Origin of the sequence: Aneurinibacillus sp. XH2 (assembly GCF_001439585.2) — a bacterium.
Classification (GTDB): domain Bacteria; phylum Bacillota; class Bacilli; order Aneurinibacillales; family Aneurinibacillaceae; genus Aneurinibacillus; species Aneurinibacillus thermoaerophilus.
This window is the reverse complement of the sequence record NZ_CP014140.1, coordinates 1,404,198-1,421,450: the sequence shown is the minus strand read 5'-3', so window position 1 is coordinate 1,421,450 and position 17,253 is coordinate 1,404,198. Positions and strand designations below refer to the sequence as shown.

Here is a 17,253-nt window from a genome sequence, read left to right as displayed (position 1 = left end):
ATCATATTGTATCACAAATAATTTGCAAAAAGAAAAAGGAAGCATAAAATACGCTTCCTACTATTGTTTCATTTTCAGGCGAGAAATAAAAAAGCCGTCTGTATGGAAATGATGGGGCAAAATTTGCACATACCCCTCGACAAGCGTTGGATACTTCTCCTGCAACGCTCTGGGCATATCCTGGATGAGCGATTTGTCCAGTTCCCATTCCGGATGCCCGGCTAAAAAGCGGCGCACCAGCTCGATATTTTCTTCCGGCTGCACGGTGCATGTGCTGTAAACTATTTTGCTTCCTGGCGCAGCAAGACGGGAAGCAGCACATAATATTTCGTACTGAATTTCGCTGATGGCCCGCGCGTCTTCTTGCCATTTGTACCATTTAATATCCGGTTTGCGGCGGATAACACCAAGTCCTGTGCACGGTGCGTCCACAAGAATCCGGTCAAACGTCTCACCAGCCAGCAGACGGGCCGCATCCCGCGCATCCCCATGGCGCGCGCGAATAATCGAAATACCAAGGCGAAATGCGTTCGCTTCGATCAGCTTGATCTTATGCGGATGCACATCCAGCGCAATAATTTGTCCCTTATTGCCCATGAGCTCAGCAATATGAGTTGTCTTTCCGCCCGGCGCAGCGCACATGTCGAGCACCCTCATGCCTGCTTCCGGCGCAAGCGCCCGCGCGACCAGCATCGAACTTTCATCCTGTACCGTGCAAGAACCGCTCGTGTAGGCTGGCAATTCAGCGATATTGCCGACATCGCTTGCGATGACTCCTTCCGGAGCGATCATGGAAGGCTCTACTTCCGCATCCGTGGCCTGCTTTTCAATCTGGGCGATGAGTTCATCCCTCGTTGCACGAAGAACATTAGCCCGAAGACTCAAGCGCGGCGGCTGATTGTTTGCAGCACACATGTTCTCTGTCTCCACTTCGCCAAAGCGTCGCAGCCATTCTTCCACCATCCACTTCGGATGGGAATGGACAAGCGCGATGCGTTCCACTGGTGGTAAATCGGCCGGAATGTCAACTCTTTCTGGATGGCGCAGTCGGTTGCGCAGCACGCCGTTAACCATTCCGGCAACGCCTTTATGCCCCCACACTTTAGCAATTTCTACCGCTTCATGCACGACGGCGTGGGCCGGAATGCGATCAAGATAGGTCAGTTGATAGAAGCTGATACGCAGCAAGTTGCGCGCCCATCCTTCCAGTTTGTCGAGCGGTTGATTTACAAATTGCGCAAGCATCCAGTCAAGCGTATATAAGCGGCTTATCGTCCCGTAGACAAGCTCTGTTGCCAGAGCTTTATCCCGATGCAGCAGCTTTGTCTGCTCCAGTACGCGCTTTAGTTCCAGATTGCTGTACGCCTGCCGGTTCTCGATATCCGTGAGCACACGCACCGCAAGTTCACGGGCGTTCCCTGGTTCGGGCAGCGCTTTCTTCCGCCTACTCATCGCCAGACCCCGTCGCAAAACACATGCCCGATGCCACGCTTGCGCTTCCCCTCACATAATCCGCTACCGCCATCGCTTTCTTGCCGGCCGGTTGAATGCGTGTCAGGCGCAGCACGCCTTCCCCGGTCTGCACATCGATACCTTCCGGCGCGACCGAAAGAATCGTACCTGGCTCTTCGGCACCTTTCCCGTCTTCTTGCAGTACATACGCCTCCCACACTTTCATTACCTGACCGTCCACCTCTGTGTACGCCACTGGCCAAGGGTTCAGGCCGCGCACTTGGTTAAACAACTGACGCGCGCTTTTCGTCCAGTCAAGCCTCTCATCTTTCCGCTGGATGTTCCAGGCATACGTCACTCGGGCCTCATCCTGCGGCACCGGCTGAATTTCACCGCTTATCAGCTTCGGAATCGTCTCGACGAGCAACCGGGCTCCCGCTTTGCTCAACTTATCGTGCATTGTCCCCACATTATCGCTCTCTTCAATCGTGACACGCACCTGGCTCAAAATATCGCCCGCGTCCAATTTTTCGACCATATACATAATGGTTACACCCGTTTCTTGTTGTCCGTCAATAATGGCCTTGTGAATCGGCGCGCCGCCGCGGTACGCAGGCAAAAGAGAGGCGTGTACATTAATGCAGCCATACTTCGGATACTCAATGATCTCTTTCGGGAGAATTTGTCCGAATGCGGCGGTAACGATTAAATCCGGTTCATAAGCTAGAATGTCTTCCGTGCCGTTCCTTTTTAATTTTTCCGGCTGCAACACCGGAATCCCCAGTTTTAGAGCGGCTTCTTTCACCGGCGGCGGAGTCAGCTGCTTTTTCCGGCCCTTCGGACGATCCGGCTGCGTCACTACCGCGACGATGTTATACTTTTCCTCCGCCAACTTCTGCAAACAGGGCACCGCGAAATCCGGGGTGCCCATAAAAACGATTCGCACAAGCTTCCACTCCTTCTGCGTCCCTTCTATTCTTTTGCTGCATACGTCTTCTCTGCAATATCGATAAACAGTACACCATTCAAATGATCGATCTCATGTTGAATGGCACGCGCAAGCAAGTCTTCCCCTTCAATAATAAATTCTTTGCCATGGCGATCCTGAGCTTTCGCTTTTACCCAACGGGCGCGGCGAACATCGCCCACGAGCCCCGGAATGCTTAAACAACCTTCCGGGCCAAACTGTTCCCCCTTCATTTCGATAATTTCCGGGTTCACCATTTCGATAATCCCATCACCAACATCAATGACAATAACGCGTTTGGTAATACCTACCTGTGGCGCGGCCAGGCCGACACCTTCCGCGTCATACATTGTTTCAGCCATATCATCAAGCAATTTGTGAAGATTTGCATTAAATTTTGTTACTTCTTTACATTTTTCCCGCAAAACCGGGTTCGGATGCTTTACGATCATTCGAATACTCATTATTTTTTCCTCCTACACAAGCGGAAGCATCTTTAATTAGAAGCCACCACCTTCTTGCATTACATCATCATTTGCGGGTCTACGTCTACCGTAAGCGTAATTCCCGTTTTTTTTCGTTCCTCTTCAAATGCCCGCACGATCCTGTGTACGGCAGATGATACATACGGATCATTTTTATATTTTATCATGCATTGGAAACGATATCTATCTTTGATACGAGCAATGGGCGAAGCGACCGGCCCTAGCAAATATGCGCCCGGCGGAATGATTTCGCGGAGACGCTTCGCAAACCGCTCTGCTGTTTTAACTACCAGCGGTACATTTTCATGCGCAAACGTAAACAAGATGAGCCGATAGTAGGGCGGATAGTTTTTCTCATAGCGCTGCTTGATTTCTTCCACAAAAAAAGATTCATAATTGTGCTGGCTTGCATACCGGATGCTATAATGCTCCGTATTGTATGTCTGAAGTATGACTTCGCCCGTTTTTTCATGCCGACCTGCCCGGCCACCTACTTGAGTGATCAGTTGGAACGTACGCTCCGCGGCGCGGAAATCCGGCAAGTGCAGCATACTGTCCGCCGCCAACACACCAACAAGTGTGACGTTCGGAAAATCGAGTCCTTTGGCGATCATTTGCGTACCCAAAAGTACGTCGCCCTTTCCTTCACGAAACGCCTGCAACAACTTTTCGTGTGCGCCCTTCCGTCCCGTAGTATCAACATCCATTCGAATGACGCGAATCCCCGGAAAATAGCGGGCCAGCTCTTCTTCAACTTTTTGCGTGCCCGCGCCAAAGAAACGAATGTGTTCGCTTCCGCATTCCGGGCAAACACGCGGTTCACGTTCCGTAAAACCGCAGTAATGACAGCGAAGCGTCCGGTTGCTGCGATGGTACGTTAACGAAATGTCGCAGTGCGGGCACTGAGCGACGTAACCGCAAGAACGACACATGACGAACGTAGAAAAGCCGCGCCGATTCAAAAACATGACCATCTGCTCATGTTTGCTTAACCGATCGTGAATGGCGGCCATAAGCGGCCTGCTGAACATCGTTCGGTTTCCTTCCCGCAATTCTTCACGCATATCCACTACTATGACTTTCGGAAGCGGCCGGTTATGCACCCTGTCTTTCATTTCAAAGAAACGAATCGCTCCTCTCCTTGCCTCATGGTACGATTCCATCGACGGAGTAGCGCTGCCGAAAATAACGACCGCTTTGTGGCGCATACCACGGTACTGGGCAATCGTACGGGCATGGTAGCGCGGCGTCTCCTCCTGTTTATACGAACCTTCATGTTCTTCATCTAGAATAATAAGACCCAGATTTTGAAATGGAGCGAAAATAGCGGAACGCGCGCCGATGGCGACTTTTACTTCGCCACGCCGAATTTTCCGCCACTCGTCATAGCGCTCCCCTTGCGAAAGGCGGCTGTGCATCACCGCAACCTGGCTGCCGAACCGGCCTTTGAACCGGTTCACCATCTGCGGTGTAAGCGAAATTTCTGGCACGAGCAAAATCGCTTCTCGCCCCTGCGCAATGGTACGTTCCATAATCTCAAGATAGACTTCCGTCTTTCCGCTGCCTGTCACTCCGTGCAACAGGCACGGAAAATAAACAGGCGGATTCATCCCCTCCGTAATACCGTCGATAACGGCCTGCTGCTGGGCGGTAAACACGTGCTTCGTCACAGGCTTAAACTTCCGCCCGGCAAACGGATCGCGATAATCTTCTACCTCCTGGCTATTAAGCAAACCTTTATCCACCAAGCTTTTTATAGCGTGGTTTGAGATGCCAAGCATAGAAAGCAACTCAGGCTGCGAAATGGGGCCGTAAAAATGAATGAAGTGGGACAAAACCTCTTTCTGCCGCACCGCTGTTTTCGGAAGCTTTTCCAGCGCAGTTTCCAGCTCTTCTATGGAAACCGCAGGCGAAAGAATCGTTACGTTTTTTGTGGTGGCCCGATCACCTACCACCTGCTCCACTGTAAGCCGACCTTGCTTAATGCCTTCATCAATCCAGCCTGCGGCATCAGGGAACTCTTTTATTACTTTATTCCAAGACACAGGCTGACGTTTCGCGATATATTGGTAAAATGCTTGTTCTTCCGGAAGTACCGGCACAAACATCTCTCCTGCCGGAGTCAAAGAAATTTGCTTTTCGTAGCTTGAGCGCAAAACCGCTGGAATCATCGCTTGCAGCGCAGCATAGTATGTGCACATGTAACGCTCGCTCATACGTCTGGCCAACCATACCATTTCCTCGGTCAGCGGAGGCTCCACATCAAGCACATCGAGAATATCACGCGTTTTTTTTACTTCCGACACTTCAGACAACTCAATCACAAACCCTTGCAGTTTGCGAGGGCCAAACGGGACGGAAACGCGGCTTCCAACCTGTACAAACGGTGCAAGCGCCGGAGGAATCCGGTAATCAAACGGACGATCCGTATCTATGACCGGCACGTCAACAATAACCCGGGCATACATCACTGCCGTTTTTGCCCCCCGCGTGCCTCAAGCACTTTATCCAGCAAGCAGTCGGCAATCTCCGTTTTTCTCATCTGCGGCAGCGCCTCGCTTTTTCCATCCCGCGTATAAATGGTAACAATGTTAGTATCCACGCCAAAGCCAGCACCGCTTTGTGTCACGTTATTCGCCACGATCATATCCGCGTTTTTCCGCTCTAGCTTGCCTCGCGCGTTTTCTTCCACGTTTTCCGTCTCTGCGGCAAATCCTACAAGGAATTGATGCGTCTTGCGTTTGCCAAGATCCGCAAGAATATCGCGTGTCCGCGTAAGCTCCAGCACAAGATCACCGGATTTTTTCTTCATTTTCTGGCTATGTACAACTTTCGGGCGATAATCGGCCACCGCAGCCGCTTTGACTACAATATCCATGTCATCATAACGCGAAATAACAGCCTGGTACATATCTTCCGCCGACGTCACTTCCACAAACTCCACGCCTGCGGGCGGAGTGAGATCGGTTTTTCCGCTCACCAGCGTTACCTTCGCGCCGCGCTTGGCCGCCGCTTCCGCAATCGCGTACCCCATTTTTCCAGACGAACGGTTCGTGAAAAAACGCACAGGATCGACCGCTTCTCGGGTTGCGCCCGCCGTTACAAGCAGGCGGATGTCCTTCATATCTTGGCGCTCTACCGCAGCGAAAAATCTTTCCATCTCCTGCAAAATATCCATAGGCTCAGCCAGGCGGCCCTTGCCGATCCAGCCACACGCAAGATACCCTTCCGCAGGTTCAATAAACCGGTAGCCGTATTCCGCGAGACGGCGAATATTATGCTGAACCGCCGGATGATTGTACATGTTTACATTCATCGCGGGCGCAATCCATACCGGGGCTTTCGTAGCCAGATAAGCTGTAGTTACAATGTCGTCAGCGATGCCGTTCGCCATTTTACCGATAATGTTGGCTGTCGCAGGTGCAATCAAAAACAAATCAGCCCGATCCGCTACATCAATATGAGAAATCACCGATGGATTCGGTTCTTGGAATATGTCGGTTAGTACCGGATTTCGTACGAGCGCTTGAAAAGTAACCGGCTGGACAAACTTTGTCGCCGCCTCGGTCATCAGAACCCATACATCCGCGCCCTTTTGTGTCAATTTACTGCATAAATCGGCAATTTTATATATCGCGATACCTCCCGCGACACCGATCACAATCGTTTTTCCCTTCATTTGTTTTCTCCCTCCGTACAGGAACCTGATGCATAAAATACATGCGTGCCTTTTTCCCTCATCATGCAGAAAAAGCGCATATCGTTCCCGCGTATGTTTTACATGAGCCCCGGTTCCGATATGCGCTCTCTTTTGTTTGCCGTCTTACTTTCTTTCAAAATCGATTTTTCCGGCGTGCAGTTCCTCCAGCGCGATGCCGACAAATTTGTGGGAAACAGGCTTTTCAAGCAAAAATTTGTTCTGCTCGCGCATCTGGCGGGCGCGTTTCGCAGCGATGCTCACCAGCGTATATTTGCTGTCCACTTTTTTAAGCAATACATCAATAGAAGGATAAATCATAGCGTCAAAAAACCTCCTTAAGCCAATCACGGTATTTCGTGATTTGTCGCTCTTTTTTCAGATGTTCGGCCGTCACGATGGCTTCGATGCGTTCGCAGGCCTTGTCCACTTCATCGTTGACAACAACATAATTATAATGATCCATCAGCTCGATTTCCGCCTTCGCCATCATCATCCGCTTGTGGATGCTTTCTTCCGTTTCCGTCCCCCGGCCGGTGATGCGGGAGCGAAGCTCTTTCAAATCGGGCGGTGCAAGGAAAATGAATATTCCCTCTGGAAACTTCTGCTTAACTTGCAGCGCCCCCTGTACTTCAATCTCCAAAATAACATCAAGGCCGCTCGCAAGCGTATCTTCCACAAATTTGCGGGGCGTGCCGTAGAAATTACCAACATATTCTGCCCATTCCAGCAATTCGTCATTCTCGATCATTGCTTTAAATTCTTCTTTTGTCTTAAAGAAATAGTTCACCCCGTCTATTTCTCCAGCGCGCGGCGCGCGCGTCGTCGCCGATACCGAATATACAAGCTCTTTCATACGCGGCCGAAGTGCGGCGCATACCGTCCCTTTTCCGACGCCGGACGGCCCTGACAAAACAAGCAACAATCCTCTGTTTTGCGTCATACAATCCCCCGTTCAATTATTCGTCAGAATCATCGTCTTTGCTGGTCAACCGGTGGGCCACTGTTTCCGGTTGCACAGCCGACAAAATCACATGGTCGCTATCTGTGACGATTACCGCACGTGTACGCCTGCCGTACGTTGCGTCAATCAGCATACCACGTTCCCGCGCTTCCTGGATGATGCGTTTAATCGGTGCAGATTCCGGGCTCACAATCGAAATAATGCGATTGGCTGAGACAATATTTCCGAATCCTATATTGATCAATTTAATGGCCATTCATTTACGCCTCCCTGTTTCAGCGGGATTATTGGATTAACTCTTATTCTACTGCTTTATTCTATATTTTGCACCTGTTCTTTCACTTTTTCTAACTCAGCTTTCAAAATGACCACTTTCTGACTGATTTCCAGATGATTTGCCTTGGCGCCAATCGTATTGATTTCCCGATGGCATTCCTGTACAAGAAAATCCAGCTTGCGCCCGATCGCTTCCGTTTCATCCGCGATCTGTCCGAACTGGGAAAAATGGCTGCGCAAGCGCGTAATCTCTTCAGAAATGTCGGCGCGCTCTGCAAACACCGCGACCTCATGGAGCAGGCGCGATTCATCAATGTCATAGCGGCCCTGTATGTATTCTTCAATCCGGGCGAAAATTCGCTCACGGTACGCTTCCGCCACTTTCGGAGCAAGCACAGCTAATTCCTCAACCAAGCGTTTCATAACATTAATGCGGCCCAGAATATCTTCGCGCAGCGCCTGTCCTTCTTTGCGGCGCATGGCAACGAGCATGGCCGCCGCTTCTTCTACCGCGACCAGCATCGGCTCCCGATAGGTCTCCGAGTCAACCGCTTCTTTGCCTACTTCCACCACATCCGGCAAAAGCAACAGCTCACGTGCCGACATCTGGTGGTCCAAGTCGAACATTTGTCCCATTTTTTCTGCCGCCTCTTTATACTGACGGGCCAATTCCCAATTCACAGTGAGCGAAGACGGGGAAACTTCCGTCTCCATCGTAATAAAAACGTCCACACGTCCGCGGCGGACATAGGAAAGAACTTTTTTACGTACCGCGTCTTCCAGCGCGGTCAACTCGCGCGGCATGCGGATCGCCACTTCGCTAAAACGATGATTAACGGAGCGCATTTCCACGGTAAACGAAACGCCTTCCCCTTTTTTCTCCGCACGACCATATCCTGTCATGCTGTGTACCATTATCCTCACCTCCTGCCGCTACCTTTTGCACCATGTTCCTGTAAATACCTCTTCGGCAGGCCCTATCATGTAAACATGGTCGTCCGTTTCAGCCCATTCAATTTCAAGATCGCCGCCTTTCAAATGAACAAGCGCACGGCGATTCGTCCGTCCGGTAAGCGCGCCAGCCACCACCGTGGCGCACGCTCCCGTGCCGCAGGCAAACGTCTGCCCGCACCCGCGCTCCCAGACACGCATCTCTACTTCCTGTGGGGACGTAACAGATACGAACTCAATGTTCGCTTTGTTCGGAAATAAGGAATGCTTTTCCAGAAGCGAACCCCATTTTTCCACATCAAAGTCCAAGGCATTATCAACGAAGATGACTGCGTGCGGATTCCCCATCGAGACCCCTGTAAAGGAAAATGTCTTGCCCTCCGCTTCAATCGGATGATCGATCACTTGCTCACGGTCAATCGCAACCGGAATGGAAGGCCCGTATAAAATCGGCGCACCCATATCAACTTTTACCAAGGAAACTTTTTCGTTCTCCACGGTTAACCATACGCGCTGAATCCCGGCAAGTGTCTCCACGGTGAGCGCTTCTTTTCGCGCAATCCCGTGGTCATACGCATACTTGGCTACACAGCGCACGGCATTGCCGCACTGTTCAGCTTCCGAACCGTCCGCATTGATAATGCGCATGCATACATCCGCCTTGTCTGACGGCAATACAAACACAAGTCCGTCCGCACCAATTCCAAAATGCCGGTCACACATCACACGAGCCATATCAGATGCATTCTCCGGCAAAGTCTCAAAATGGGCAACGATAATAAAATCGTTGCCCAACCCATTCATTTTCGTAAAATTCAACTCTCTCTCACCCTTCCCTGCTTGCCGGACTTTATACGCAGCAGGGAGAAACATCCTGTCGCAAACGTCGGTATTCCGGCCAGCAGTACAATAAATAACCATTCGTATGCCGTGAGCGCCACCGTGCCAAAAATCGGCTGTAGCACCGGCAAGTAAATCACCGGTAGCACCAGCAGTACGGAAGAGAGCACCGCCAGCACAAGGTATTTATTCTGCAGCGGATTACGGCTAAAAATTGAAATCTCGCTCCGGCAGTCAAACACGTGGATTAACTGTGCCATCACGAGCGTCGCAAACGCAATTGTCTGTGCCCGCGTAAGCTCGCCGGGATACGCTTCATACGCAATCCAGAACGCCGTAAGCGTTACAAGACCGATGAGCAGGCCGCGCGATACAATTTTCCAGGCCAGTCCACGCGCGAACACATTTTCATGCCGTGAGCGCGGAGGGCGCTTCATCGTCGCTTCTTCCGGTTGATCTACTCCAAGCGCCAAAGCTGGTAATCCATCCGTAACAAGATTGACCCAAAGAATCTGAATCGGAACGAGCGGCAAAGGCAATCCGGCCAGCATCGCAAAAAACATGACCATAATTTCCCCCACGTTAGAGGCGAGCAAATAGCGAATAAACTTGCGAATGTTGTCATAAATCGTGCGCCCTTCTTCAATCGCCGCCTCAATCGTGGCAAAATTGTCGTCGGCAAGCACCAAAGAAGCCGCTTCCTTCGTCACATCAGTTCCGGTAATCCCCATCGCGATTCCGATGTCGGCCGCTTTAATCGCAGGCGCATCGTTTACGCCGTCGCCTGTCATCGCCACAACATGCCCCCTCTTCTGAAGAGCCTTCACGATTCGAAGCTTGTGTTCCGGCGATACACGAGCGTAAACGTATACATTATCCACAATCGACTCGAACTCACTATCGGACATATTATATAAATCCTGTCCATTTAATGTCAACCCGCCCGGCGGCAAAATGCTGAGCTGGTCAGCGATCGCTTCCGCCGTTGTCTGATGATCGCCCGTAATCATCACTGTCTTGATTCCGGCCTGGCGGCAGCGGCGGATGGCCGCTTTCGCTTCCGGGCGCGGCGGATCAATCATTCCCACAAGACCGACGAGCACGAGGCCACGTTCTGCCATCTGCTCGTTACCCGGCGTCTCGCCCGCGCGCAAATCGCGATATGCAATCGCCAGCACGCGCAACGCCTGCCTGGCCAGCGTTTCGTTGGCGGAAATAATATGACGGCGCATTGTCGGCGTAAGCGGAGTCGGATGTCCCTTCCATAAAACATGCGTGCAGCGGCTTAGCAGTACATCGGGAGCCCCCTTGGCGACCAACATTCTTTTGTTGTATCGATCCTGTACGATGACGGACATCATCTTTCGGGTGGAATCGAACGGAAATTCGCGGACTCTCGTCCATGTTTCCTCCATCTTCGCGCGTGTAATATCCGCTTTTCCTGCCGCCACAAGCAATGCACCTTCCGTTGGATCGCCATTTACCACCCACTGCTCTTCCGTTTTCCTAAAAAGCCCTTTTCTTTCCTCCTGCTGATGCTCTAAATGCGCATTATTGCACAAAACGCCAAGCTGCAAAAGTTTATAAAGCGTTCCATGGGCCTGAGCCCGAACCTGCTGGTTGCCCGTAAAAAATTTTCCTTCTGGCTCATAGCCAGTGCCTGTTACTCCAATAATAGAGTTCTCCAGCCACACATGAGTTACCGTCATTTTATTCTGCGTCAAGGTTCCGGTTTTGTCCGAGCAAATCACGCTGGCGCTGCCGAGCGTTTCAACCGACGGAAGCTTGCGGACGATGGCACGACGCCTAATCATGCGTTGTACGCCCAGCGCGAGCGCTACCGTGACAATTGCGGGCAATCCTTCCGGAATCGCGGCGACAGCCAAACTAACCCCGGCAAGAAACATCTCATAAGCTTTCTGCCCATGAAAAATTCCGGCCGCTACTACAAGAGCAGTAAGCGTAAGTGCGACTGCGATAAGGATTTTTCCAAGCTGTTCCAACTTAGCCTGCAACGGTGTCTGGAGCGTTTCCGTCGTTTGTAGCAAATGGGCGATTTTCCCCATTTCCGTCATCATGCCCGTAGTGAGTACTACGGCATATCCTGTTCCGGCAGTGACCATCGTGCCCATAAACCCCATGTTGATTTGATCACCGAGCGGAATCGCTTCATGAGGCAATACCGTGCTTTTTTTCATAACTGGAACCGATTCGCCTGTCAGTGTGGACTCTTCCACATGCAAACCGTTTGCGGACAGAAAACGGACATCAGCCGGGATGCGGTCACCGCCTTCCAGATAAATAATATCACCTGGGACCAATTGTTTGGCAGGAATATGAACAAGTTGCCCGTCCCTTACGCAATATGCCATCGGAGCAGTCAATTCTTTCAGCGCAGATAACGAACGCTCCGCCCGGTACTCTTGAATAAAACCGAGAATACCGTTAATGATCACAATCGCAATAATGGTGATCGCATCCACATATTCGCCCAAGAAGCCAGAAATAAGCGTAGCAACAAGCAACACAAGCACCATAAAATCCTTGAATTGCCCGAGAAACATCATAAGCGGCGAAATTTTCTGCTTCTCCGCCAGCACGTTCGGCCCGATTGTCCGAAGCCGTAACTGCGCTTCTTCTTCGGTCAACCCTTGTTTTACATCCGTTTTGAGAGTGCGCGAAAGTTCCTCTTCTGAATAACTAAACCAATAATGCTGCCCATTCATGCAGGTGCCTCCTTTGCTCCGATCCTTGTTTTTCAAACCTAATGTATTCTGACAAGCTGCAAAAAATGCTATCTGCATTGAACTTGATATATCGACTTCGCAACAATGGTATAAGAATGTAGATACGTCAAACTATATTTATCATAGATTTACCAACACGCGTGAAAAGTTTATAGTATAATCTACAATGTTAGTCTGCATCGTTTTTCCGCCGCATACATTTGTTTCTTTTGATATTTTGATCGTTGTGCAGCGGTAAGAGAAATAGGAAGGTGAGATAACCATGGCCTTTGACGGCATTGTGACGCGCGCGGTGGCCCACGAGCTGCATGAAAAGCTCGCCACCGGCCGCATTATGAAAGTCTATCAGCCGACCGATACGGATATTGTCATGCAAGTAAGAACACGATCTGGAAACGTCCGGGTTCTGCTTTCGGCAAGCCTGAGTTTTCCGCGTATACATATCACGAATATAAGCTACCAAAACCCGCTGGAAGCGCCGATGTTCTGCATGCTACTTCGCAAATACTGCGAAGGGGCTATTATTGAAGCCATCCGCCAAACGAATATGGAGCGCATCATCCATATTGACCTTAGAAGCCGCGACGAACTCGGAGATGAGCGGCCAAAGCGAATTGTGCTTGAAATCATGGGCCGCCACAGCAACTTAATTCTTATGGACCCTGAGAGCGGAATGATTCACGACGGGATCCACCATGTCACCCCCGCGGTCAGTCGTTATCGAGTTGTTCTGCCCGGACGTCCATATGTGGCTCCGCCACCACAAAACAAGCTTAACCCGCTCGCCGCGACAAAAGAAGACTTTATGCGCAAAATCCATTTTAATGAAGGGAAAATTTCCAAACAAATCGTCGGGGCTTTCGCGGGGATAAGCCCTCTGATCGCGGATGAAATCGTGCATCGTGCAGGACTTGCGACGCAGGATCGGCTATGGTCTGCTTTCTCGGAAACGCTGGAGCCGACCCGACGCCATTCCTATACACCCATGCTTATTCGCACGGATAAAAAAGAATATTTTTCCGTCATTCCTTTAACCCACTTACCAGCGAAAGAAAGCGAAACGTTCCCTACGGTTAGCGAATGTCTTGAAGCGTTCTACCAAGGCAAAGCGGAACGCGACACCGTCAAGCAGCGTATGCACGATTTGGTACGGTTTATCACCAATGAGAGGAACAAAAACGAGAAGAAGATCGAAAAATTACTAGAAACGAAACAGCAGGCGGAAAACGCGCGCAAATACCAGATATACGGTGAACTGATTACAGCAAATCTATACCAAATGACTAAAGGCCAAACGGAAGCAAAAGTGGTAAACTACTACGAGGAAGAGGCGCCCGAGATCACGATTCCGCTTGATCCGGCACTTACGCCAGCGGAGAACGCACAGGCGTATTTTAAGCGGTATACAAAAGCGAAGAATAGCCTCGCTGTCATCGATGAACAAATCGCCGCAGCGGAAGAGGAAGTACATTATCTGGATACCGTGCTACAGCAAATTGAGAATGCAGGGCTTTTGGACATTGAAGAAATTCGCGAAGAACTGTCCGAACAGGGCTATCTGCGGAAGCGCCCGGAAAAAATGAAAAAAGGAAAGCCGAAAAAACCTGTGCTTGAACGTTATATCTCCAGTGAAGGCGTAGATATTTATGTAGGGAAAAACAACAAGCAAAACGATTATCTAACCAACCGGCTGGCCTCTCCAAACGACACATGGTTGCATACGAAAGACATTCCCGGTTCGCATGTGGTCATCCGCGGAACAGATTTCGGCGAAACGACGCTGTCGGAAGCAGCAACGCTTGCCGCTTATTACAGCAAGGCGCGTCATTCCAGCCAAGTTCCTGTCGATTATACACTTATACGTCATGTGAAAAAACCGAAAAGCGCCAAACCGGGATTTGTGATCTACGAGCAACAAAAAACACTATTTGTCACACCGGACGAAGAAGTTGTCCGCAAACTAATGAAAACGAAAACTACAACGTCTTGAGGAATGAAGTATGTCAAAGAACTCATTTTTAAAAGGCACGCTGATTCTAACCTTGGCAGCCGTCATTTCGCGCGTACTGGGCGTCGGCCAGCGCGTTCCGCTCCAGCATATTATGGGGAATGACGGGATGACGCTGTACACTATTTCCTACAATATTTATAGCATGCTGCTTATTATCGCCACGCTGGGCGTGCCGAGCGCCTTAAGCAAACAAATCTCGGAATATACGGCTATCGGCCAATATCACGAGGCGTATCAGACCTATAAAGCAGCCCGCAATTTTGCGCTTGTGACCGGTTTTGTCATGTTCGCATTGATGATGATCATCGCGCCATACTACGCCAAATATACGCTCGCACCGCAGGCGGAGCTGGCGATCCGCGCCATCGCTCCAGCGATGCTCCTCTTCCCGTTAATCGCGATCATGCGGGGATACTTCCAGGGGCTGCAGTTCATGCAACCGACCGGTCTGTCGCAAATTATGGAGCAAATTTTGCGCGTCATAACCGCAGTGGCGCTGCCGCTTGTGCTGCTTCATCTAGGCTATAACAAAGACGTGGCTGTCGCCGGCGCTTCATTCGGAGCTGTAACCGGCAGCATTGCCGCCTGCGGGGTCATGATCTATTTCTATAAAAAGCGACGCCCGGAACAAAAGCGTGAACTCGCCACGCAAAAAAGGTATAAAAAACTTACGTATCGGCAAATTTACAGCAAAATGCTCCGCCTGTCGCTGCCGATTACTCTATCAGCATTGGCGGTGCCGCTCATTTACTTTATTGATTCATCCACATCGCTGCGCCTGTTGACGCCGCAGGAAGAGCGCATTTCGTTCGCGGTCGGTCATAAAGAGGCAACCATCGGCAACAAAGAAATAATTCTGCCAGTGGCTCCTTACCTGCACAACAATAATACAACGATGGTGCCGCTTGAACCGGTAGCTGAAGCGATGGGCGGCAAAGTTACGTGGGATAAAAACAGAAAATACGCCTTCTATGAGCGAGGAAAAGTAAAAATAACGCTTACGTTGGGTGAAAATATCAAACTGGACAGCAAGTCACTCGGACCGTTCCAGTATGCGGAAAACACAAACATTCCGTGCGTGCCACTCCGTTTCTTTACCGAGCAGTTGCATACGTACAAGGAAGCGATGGACACGCTCGGCATTCTCGGTGGAAGCGCCCAGTCACTGGCAGGTCTGCCGATTATTCTCGCAATTGCGCTTAGTTCGTCTATTATTCCTGTTGTCTCGTCTGCGCACTCGCGCGATGACGAACGCGAAGTGCAACGCATGAGTTCAATGGCATTGCGTGTGGCGCTCATTACCGGGGTTCCAGCGGCTCTATATTTAACGGTAGCCGCATATCCAGTAAATGGATTTCTGTTCAGCAACACGGAGGAAACGTATTCAAAAGCGGCCTGGATTATCGGTTTTCTCTGCTTTGGAACAATCTTTCAAATTTTGATGATGACCTCGTCCGGCATTCTTCAGGGACTGGGGCGTACCGACCTGCCCATGCGCCATGTCGCGATCGGCATTCTCGTAAAATGGGGCGGCAACTATGCGCTGGCACCGCTGTTTGGGATTTATGGAATTATTGCGGCGACATCGTTGTGCTTCATTGTCGTTATGGCGCTGAATTTGCGTGCAATCAGTCAATATACTCGCCTGATTATTCTCGGCGAAAAGTGGCGCGGATTTTTGCTGTCATCTCTACTGCTTAGCGCCATTGGTCTCAGTATTGTATGGCTCGGACTCAAGGTACAACCGCTCATTCCAATGCCGGCATTTCTGTTCTTTGGTATTGAATCAGCTGTCATCGCCATTTTTAGCCTTGCCGGTTATGGTATCGCGCTGTTCTGGTTAAAGGGAATTGACGTGCAGGAAATCCGCTATTTCCCACGGGTAGCACAGAAAGCATATCACCTTCTGGCACGCTACCGGATTGTCCCAGAGTATACCGCTCCTGTAAATCAACAATCAAGTAGGAGGGGGTGACTAGCCCCCGCCCTCTCATCTATGAAAAAATGCAAGTCCTTCTCGAAAAAATATTTTAATGTACACCACCACTCGGAACTTGAACCCTAGAGATAACGCTCATGCCGGGCACACGCAAAAAAAGTGGACTTCCTTAAGCAGGATGTCCACGTACTGTTCTAAAACAAAAATGAGGCAGCCCCGCTAGGTTTGTCCAGCGAGGCTTCTCATTTATCTATGATAACGACGAAACATATAAGGTTAGCCTTTATACGCTGCGGGATTTTTGCGCCATGCATGGAGTGCCTCCAGTTGCTCGGGGCGGATGGCACCTTTTTCCTGAGCGACTTCGAGCAACGTCGTATAGTTGCTTAATGTTTCAAATGGAAAGCCAGCTTCCGCAAATGCCTGCTCCGCCTGTGGGAACTGATACGAAAAGATAGCGAGTACGCCGAGCACATTTCCACCCGCTTCTTTTACTGCCCTCGCCGCTTCAATCGAACTGCCACCAGTAGAAATTAAATCCTCAATCACAACCACTTTCGCACCCGGCTCTAATCTCCCCTCAATCTGGTTGCCTTTTCCATGTCCTTTCGGCTTAGAGCGTACGTATATCATCGGCAAATTTAATTGTTCTGCTGCCCAGGCCGCATGGGGAATGCCCGCCGTTGCCGTTCCGGCAATCACTTCCGTTTCCGGGTATCTCTCTTTAATAAGCGCGGCGAAAGAAAGACAGATCAAACGGCGCACTTCCGGATAAGACATCGTCAGCCGATTATCGCAATAAATAGGGCTTTTCATACCGGATGTCCACGTGAACGGCGCGTCTGGACGTAACGCCACCGCATCGATTTCAAGCAGCTTTGCCGCGATTTGTTTTGCCGTATCTATATTCGTTTGCATATTGGT

14 protein-coding genes are annotated in these 17,253 nt (G+C 50.5%); 2 read left to right on the top strand and 12 right to left on the bottom strand.

Features of this window, described 5'->3' with window-relative positions:
- Positions 1 to 60 precede the first annotated feature (60 nt).
- From rsmB to ACH33_RS06890, 11 genes are all read right to left on the bottom strand, one after another.
- Positions 61 to 1,452, bottom strand: a complete 1,392-nt coding sequence (gene rsmB, locus ACH33_RS06940; protein WP_057898348.1) for a 16S rRNA (cytosine(967)-C(5))-methyltransferase RsmB — start codon at positions 1,450 to 1,452, stop codon at positions 61 to 63.
- Positions 1,445 to 2,383, bottom strand: a complete 939-nt coding sequence (gene fmt, locus ACH33_RS06935) for a methionyl-tRNA formyltransferase (protein ID WP_057900280.1) — start codon at positions 2,381 to 2,383, stop codon at positions 1,445 to 1,447. Before fmt ends, rsmB begins: the two co-directional genes overlap by 8 nt.
- 41 nt (positions 2,384 to 2,424) lie before the next feature.
- On the bottom strand, positions 2,425 to 2,883 hold the full coding sequence (gene def / locus ACH33_RS06930; RefSeq protein ID WP_057898347.1) for a peptide deformylase: 459 nt from the start codon (positions 2,881 to 2,883) through the stop codon (positions 2,425 to 2,427).
- 59 nt (positions 2,884 to 2,942) lie between these two features.
- The gene (priA, locus tag ACH33_RS06925) at positions 2,943 to 5,372 is read right to left on the bottom strand and encodes a primosomal protein N' (protein ID WP_057898346.1); all 2,430 of its coding nucleotides are present in this window, start codon (positions 5,370 to 5,372) and stop codon (positions 2,943 to 2,945) included.
- The gene (gene coaBC / locus ACH33_RS06920; RefSeq protein WP_057898345.1) at positions 5,372 to 6,583 is read right to left on the bottom strand and encodes a bifunctional phosphopantothenoylcysteine decarboxylase/phosphopantothenate--cysteine ligase CoaBC; all 1,212 of its coding nucleotides are present in this window, start codon (positions 6,581 to 6,583) and stop codon (positions 5,372 to 5,374) included. Before coaBC ends, priA begins: the two co-directional genes overlap by 1 nt.
- A 144-nt stretch (positions 6,584 to 6,727) precedes the next feature.
- Entirely contained in the window at positions 6,728 to 6,922 is a 195-nt protein-coding gene (gene rpoZ / locus ACH33_RS06915; protein ID WP_057898344.1) for a DNA-directed RNA polymerase subunit omega, read from the bottom strand.
- 4 nt (positions 6,923 to 6,926) lie between these two features.
- Entirely contained in the window at positions 6,927 to 7,544 is a 618-nt protein-coding gene (gmk, locus tag ACH33_RS06910; protein ID WP_057898343.1) for a guanylate kinase, read from the bottom strand.
- Positions 7,545 to 7,560: 16 nt separating this feature from the next.
- Positions 7,561 to 7,821 carry an extracellular matrix/biofilm regulator RemA gene (gene remA / locus ACH33_RS06905; protein ID WP_057898342.1) on the bottom strand — a complete coding sequence of 87 codons (261 nt, stop codon included), beginning with the start codon at positions 7,819 to 7,821 and terminating at the stop codon, positions 7,561 to 7,563.
- 56 nt (positions 7,822 to 7,877) lie between these two features.
- Positions 7,878 to 8,756, bottom strand: a complete 879-nt coding sequence (locus tag ACH33_RS06900) for a YicC/YloC family endoribonuclease (RefSeq protein WP_057898341.1) — start codon at positions 8,754 to 8,756, stop codon at positions 7,878 to 7,880.
- 18 nt (positions 8,757 to 8,774) lie between these two features.
- Positions 8,775 to 9,611: a diaminopimelate epimerase gene (gene dapF, locus ACH33_RS06895; protein WP_057898340.1), complete on the bottom strand. Its 837-nt coding sequence runs from the start codon at positions 9,609 to 9,611 to the stop codon at positions 8,775 to 8,777.
- The gene (locus ACH33_RS06890; protein ID WP_057898339.1) at positions 9,608 to 12,358 is read right to left on the bottom strand and encodes a calcium-translocating P-type ATPase, SERCA-type; all 2,751 of its coding nucleotides are present in this window, start codon (positions 12,356 to 12,358) and stop codon (positions 9,608 to 9,610) included. The genes dapF and ACH33_RS06890 overlap by 4 nt, the downstream gene beginning before the upstream one ends.
- Positions 12,359 to 12,641: 283 nt before the next feature.
- Here ACH33_RS06890 and ACH33_RS06885 point away from each other — a divergent pair, with 283 nt between their 5' ends.
- Positions 12,642 to 14,369, top strand: coding sequence for an Rqc2 family fibronectin-binding protein (locus ACH33_RS06885; protein WP_057898338.1), 1,728 nt, complete (start codon positions 12,642 to 12,644; stop codon positions 14,367 to 14,369).
- Positions 14,370 to 14,379: 10 nt separating this feature from the next.
- Positions 14,380 to 16,365 (top strand): oligosaccharide flippase family protein, encoded by a 1,986-nt coding sequence (locus ACH33_RS06880; RefSeq protein WP_057898337.1) that lies wholly within the window; start codon positions 14,380 to 14,382, stop codon positions 16,363 to 16,365.
- A gap of 240 nt (positions 16,366 to 16,605) precedes the next feature.
- On the opposite strand, the gene pyrE is transcribed toward ACH33_RS06880, so the two are convergent.
- Positions 16,606 to 17,247 carry an orotate phosphoribosyltransferase gene (pyrE, locus tag ACH33_RS06875; RefSeq protein ID WP_057898336.1) on the bottom strand — a complete coding sequence of 214 codons (642 nt, stop codon included), beginning with the start codon at positions 17,245 to 17,247 and terminating at the stop codon, positions 16,606 to 16,608.
- Positions 17,248 to 17,253 lie beyond the last annotated feature (6 nt).

Coding starts and splice junctions, on each gene's coding strand:
- rsmB (WP_057898348.1), bottom strand. CDS start 1,452: ATGAGTAGGCGGAAGAAAGCGCTGCCCGAACCAGGGAACGCCCGTGAA.
- fmt (WP_057900280.1), bottom strand. CDS start 2,383: ATGGGCACCCCGGATTTCGCGGTGCCCTGTTTGCAGAAGTTGGCGGAG.
- def (WP_057898347.1), bottom strand. CDS start 2,883: ATGAGTATTCGAATGATCGTAAAGCATCCGAACCCGGTTTTGCGGGAA.
- priA (WP_057898346.1), bottom strand. CDS start 5,372: ATGTATGCCCGGGTTATTGTTGACGTGCCGGTCATAGATACGGATCGT.
- coaBC (WP_057898345.1), bottom strand. CDS start 6,583: ATGAAGGGAAAAACGATTGTGATCGGTGTCGCGGGAGGTATCGCGATA.
- rpoZ (WP_057898344.1), bottom strand. CDS start 6,922: ATGATTTATCCTTCTATTGATGTATTGCTTAAAAAAGTGGACAGCAAA.
- gmk (WP_057898343.1), bottom strand. CDS start 7,544: ATGACGCAAAACAGAGGATTGTTGCTTGTTTTGTCAGGGCCGTCCGGC.
- remA (WP_057898342.1), bottom strand. CDS start 7,821: ATGGCCATTAAATTGATCAATATAGGATTCGGAAATATTGTCTCAGCC.
- ACH33_RS06900 (WP_057898341.1), bottom strand. CDS start 8,756: ATGGTACACAGCATGACAGGATATGGTCGTGCGGAGAAAAAAGGGGAA.
- ACH33_RS06890 (WP_057898339.1), bottom strand. CDS start 12,358: ATGAATGGGCAGCATTATTGGTTTAGTTATTCAGAAGAGGAACTTTCG.
- ACH33_RS06885 (WP_057898338.1), top strand. CDS start 12,642: ATGGCCTTTGACGGCATTGTGACGCGCGCGGTGGCCCACGAGCTGCAT.
- ACH33_RS06880 (WP_057898337.1), top strand. CDS start 14,380: ATGTCAAAGAACTCATTTTTAAAAGGCACGCTGATTCTAACCTTGGCA.
- pyrE (WP_057898336.1), bottom strand. CDS start 17,247: ATGCAAACGAATATAGATACGGCAAAACAAATCGCGGCAAAGCTGCTT.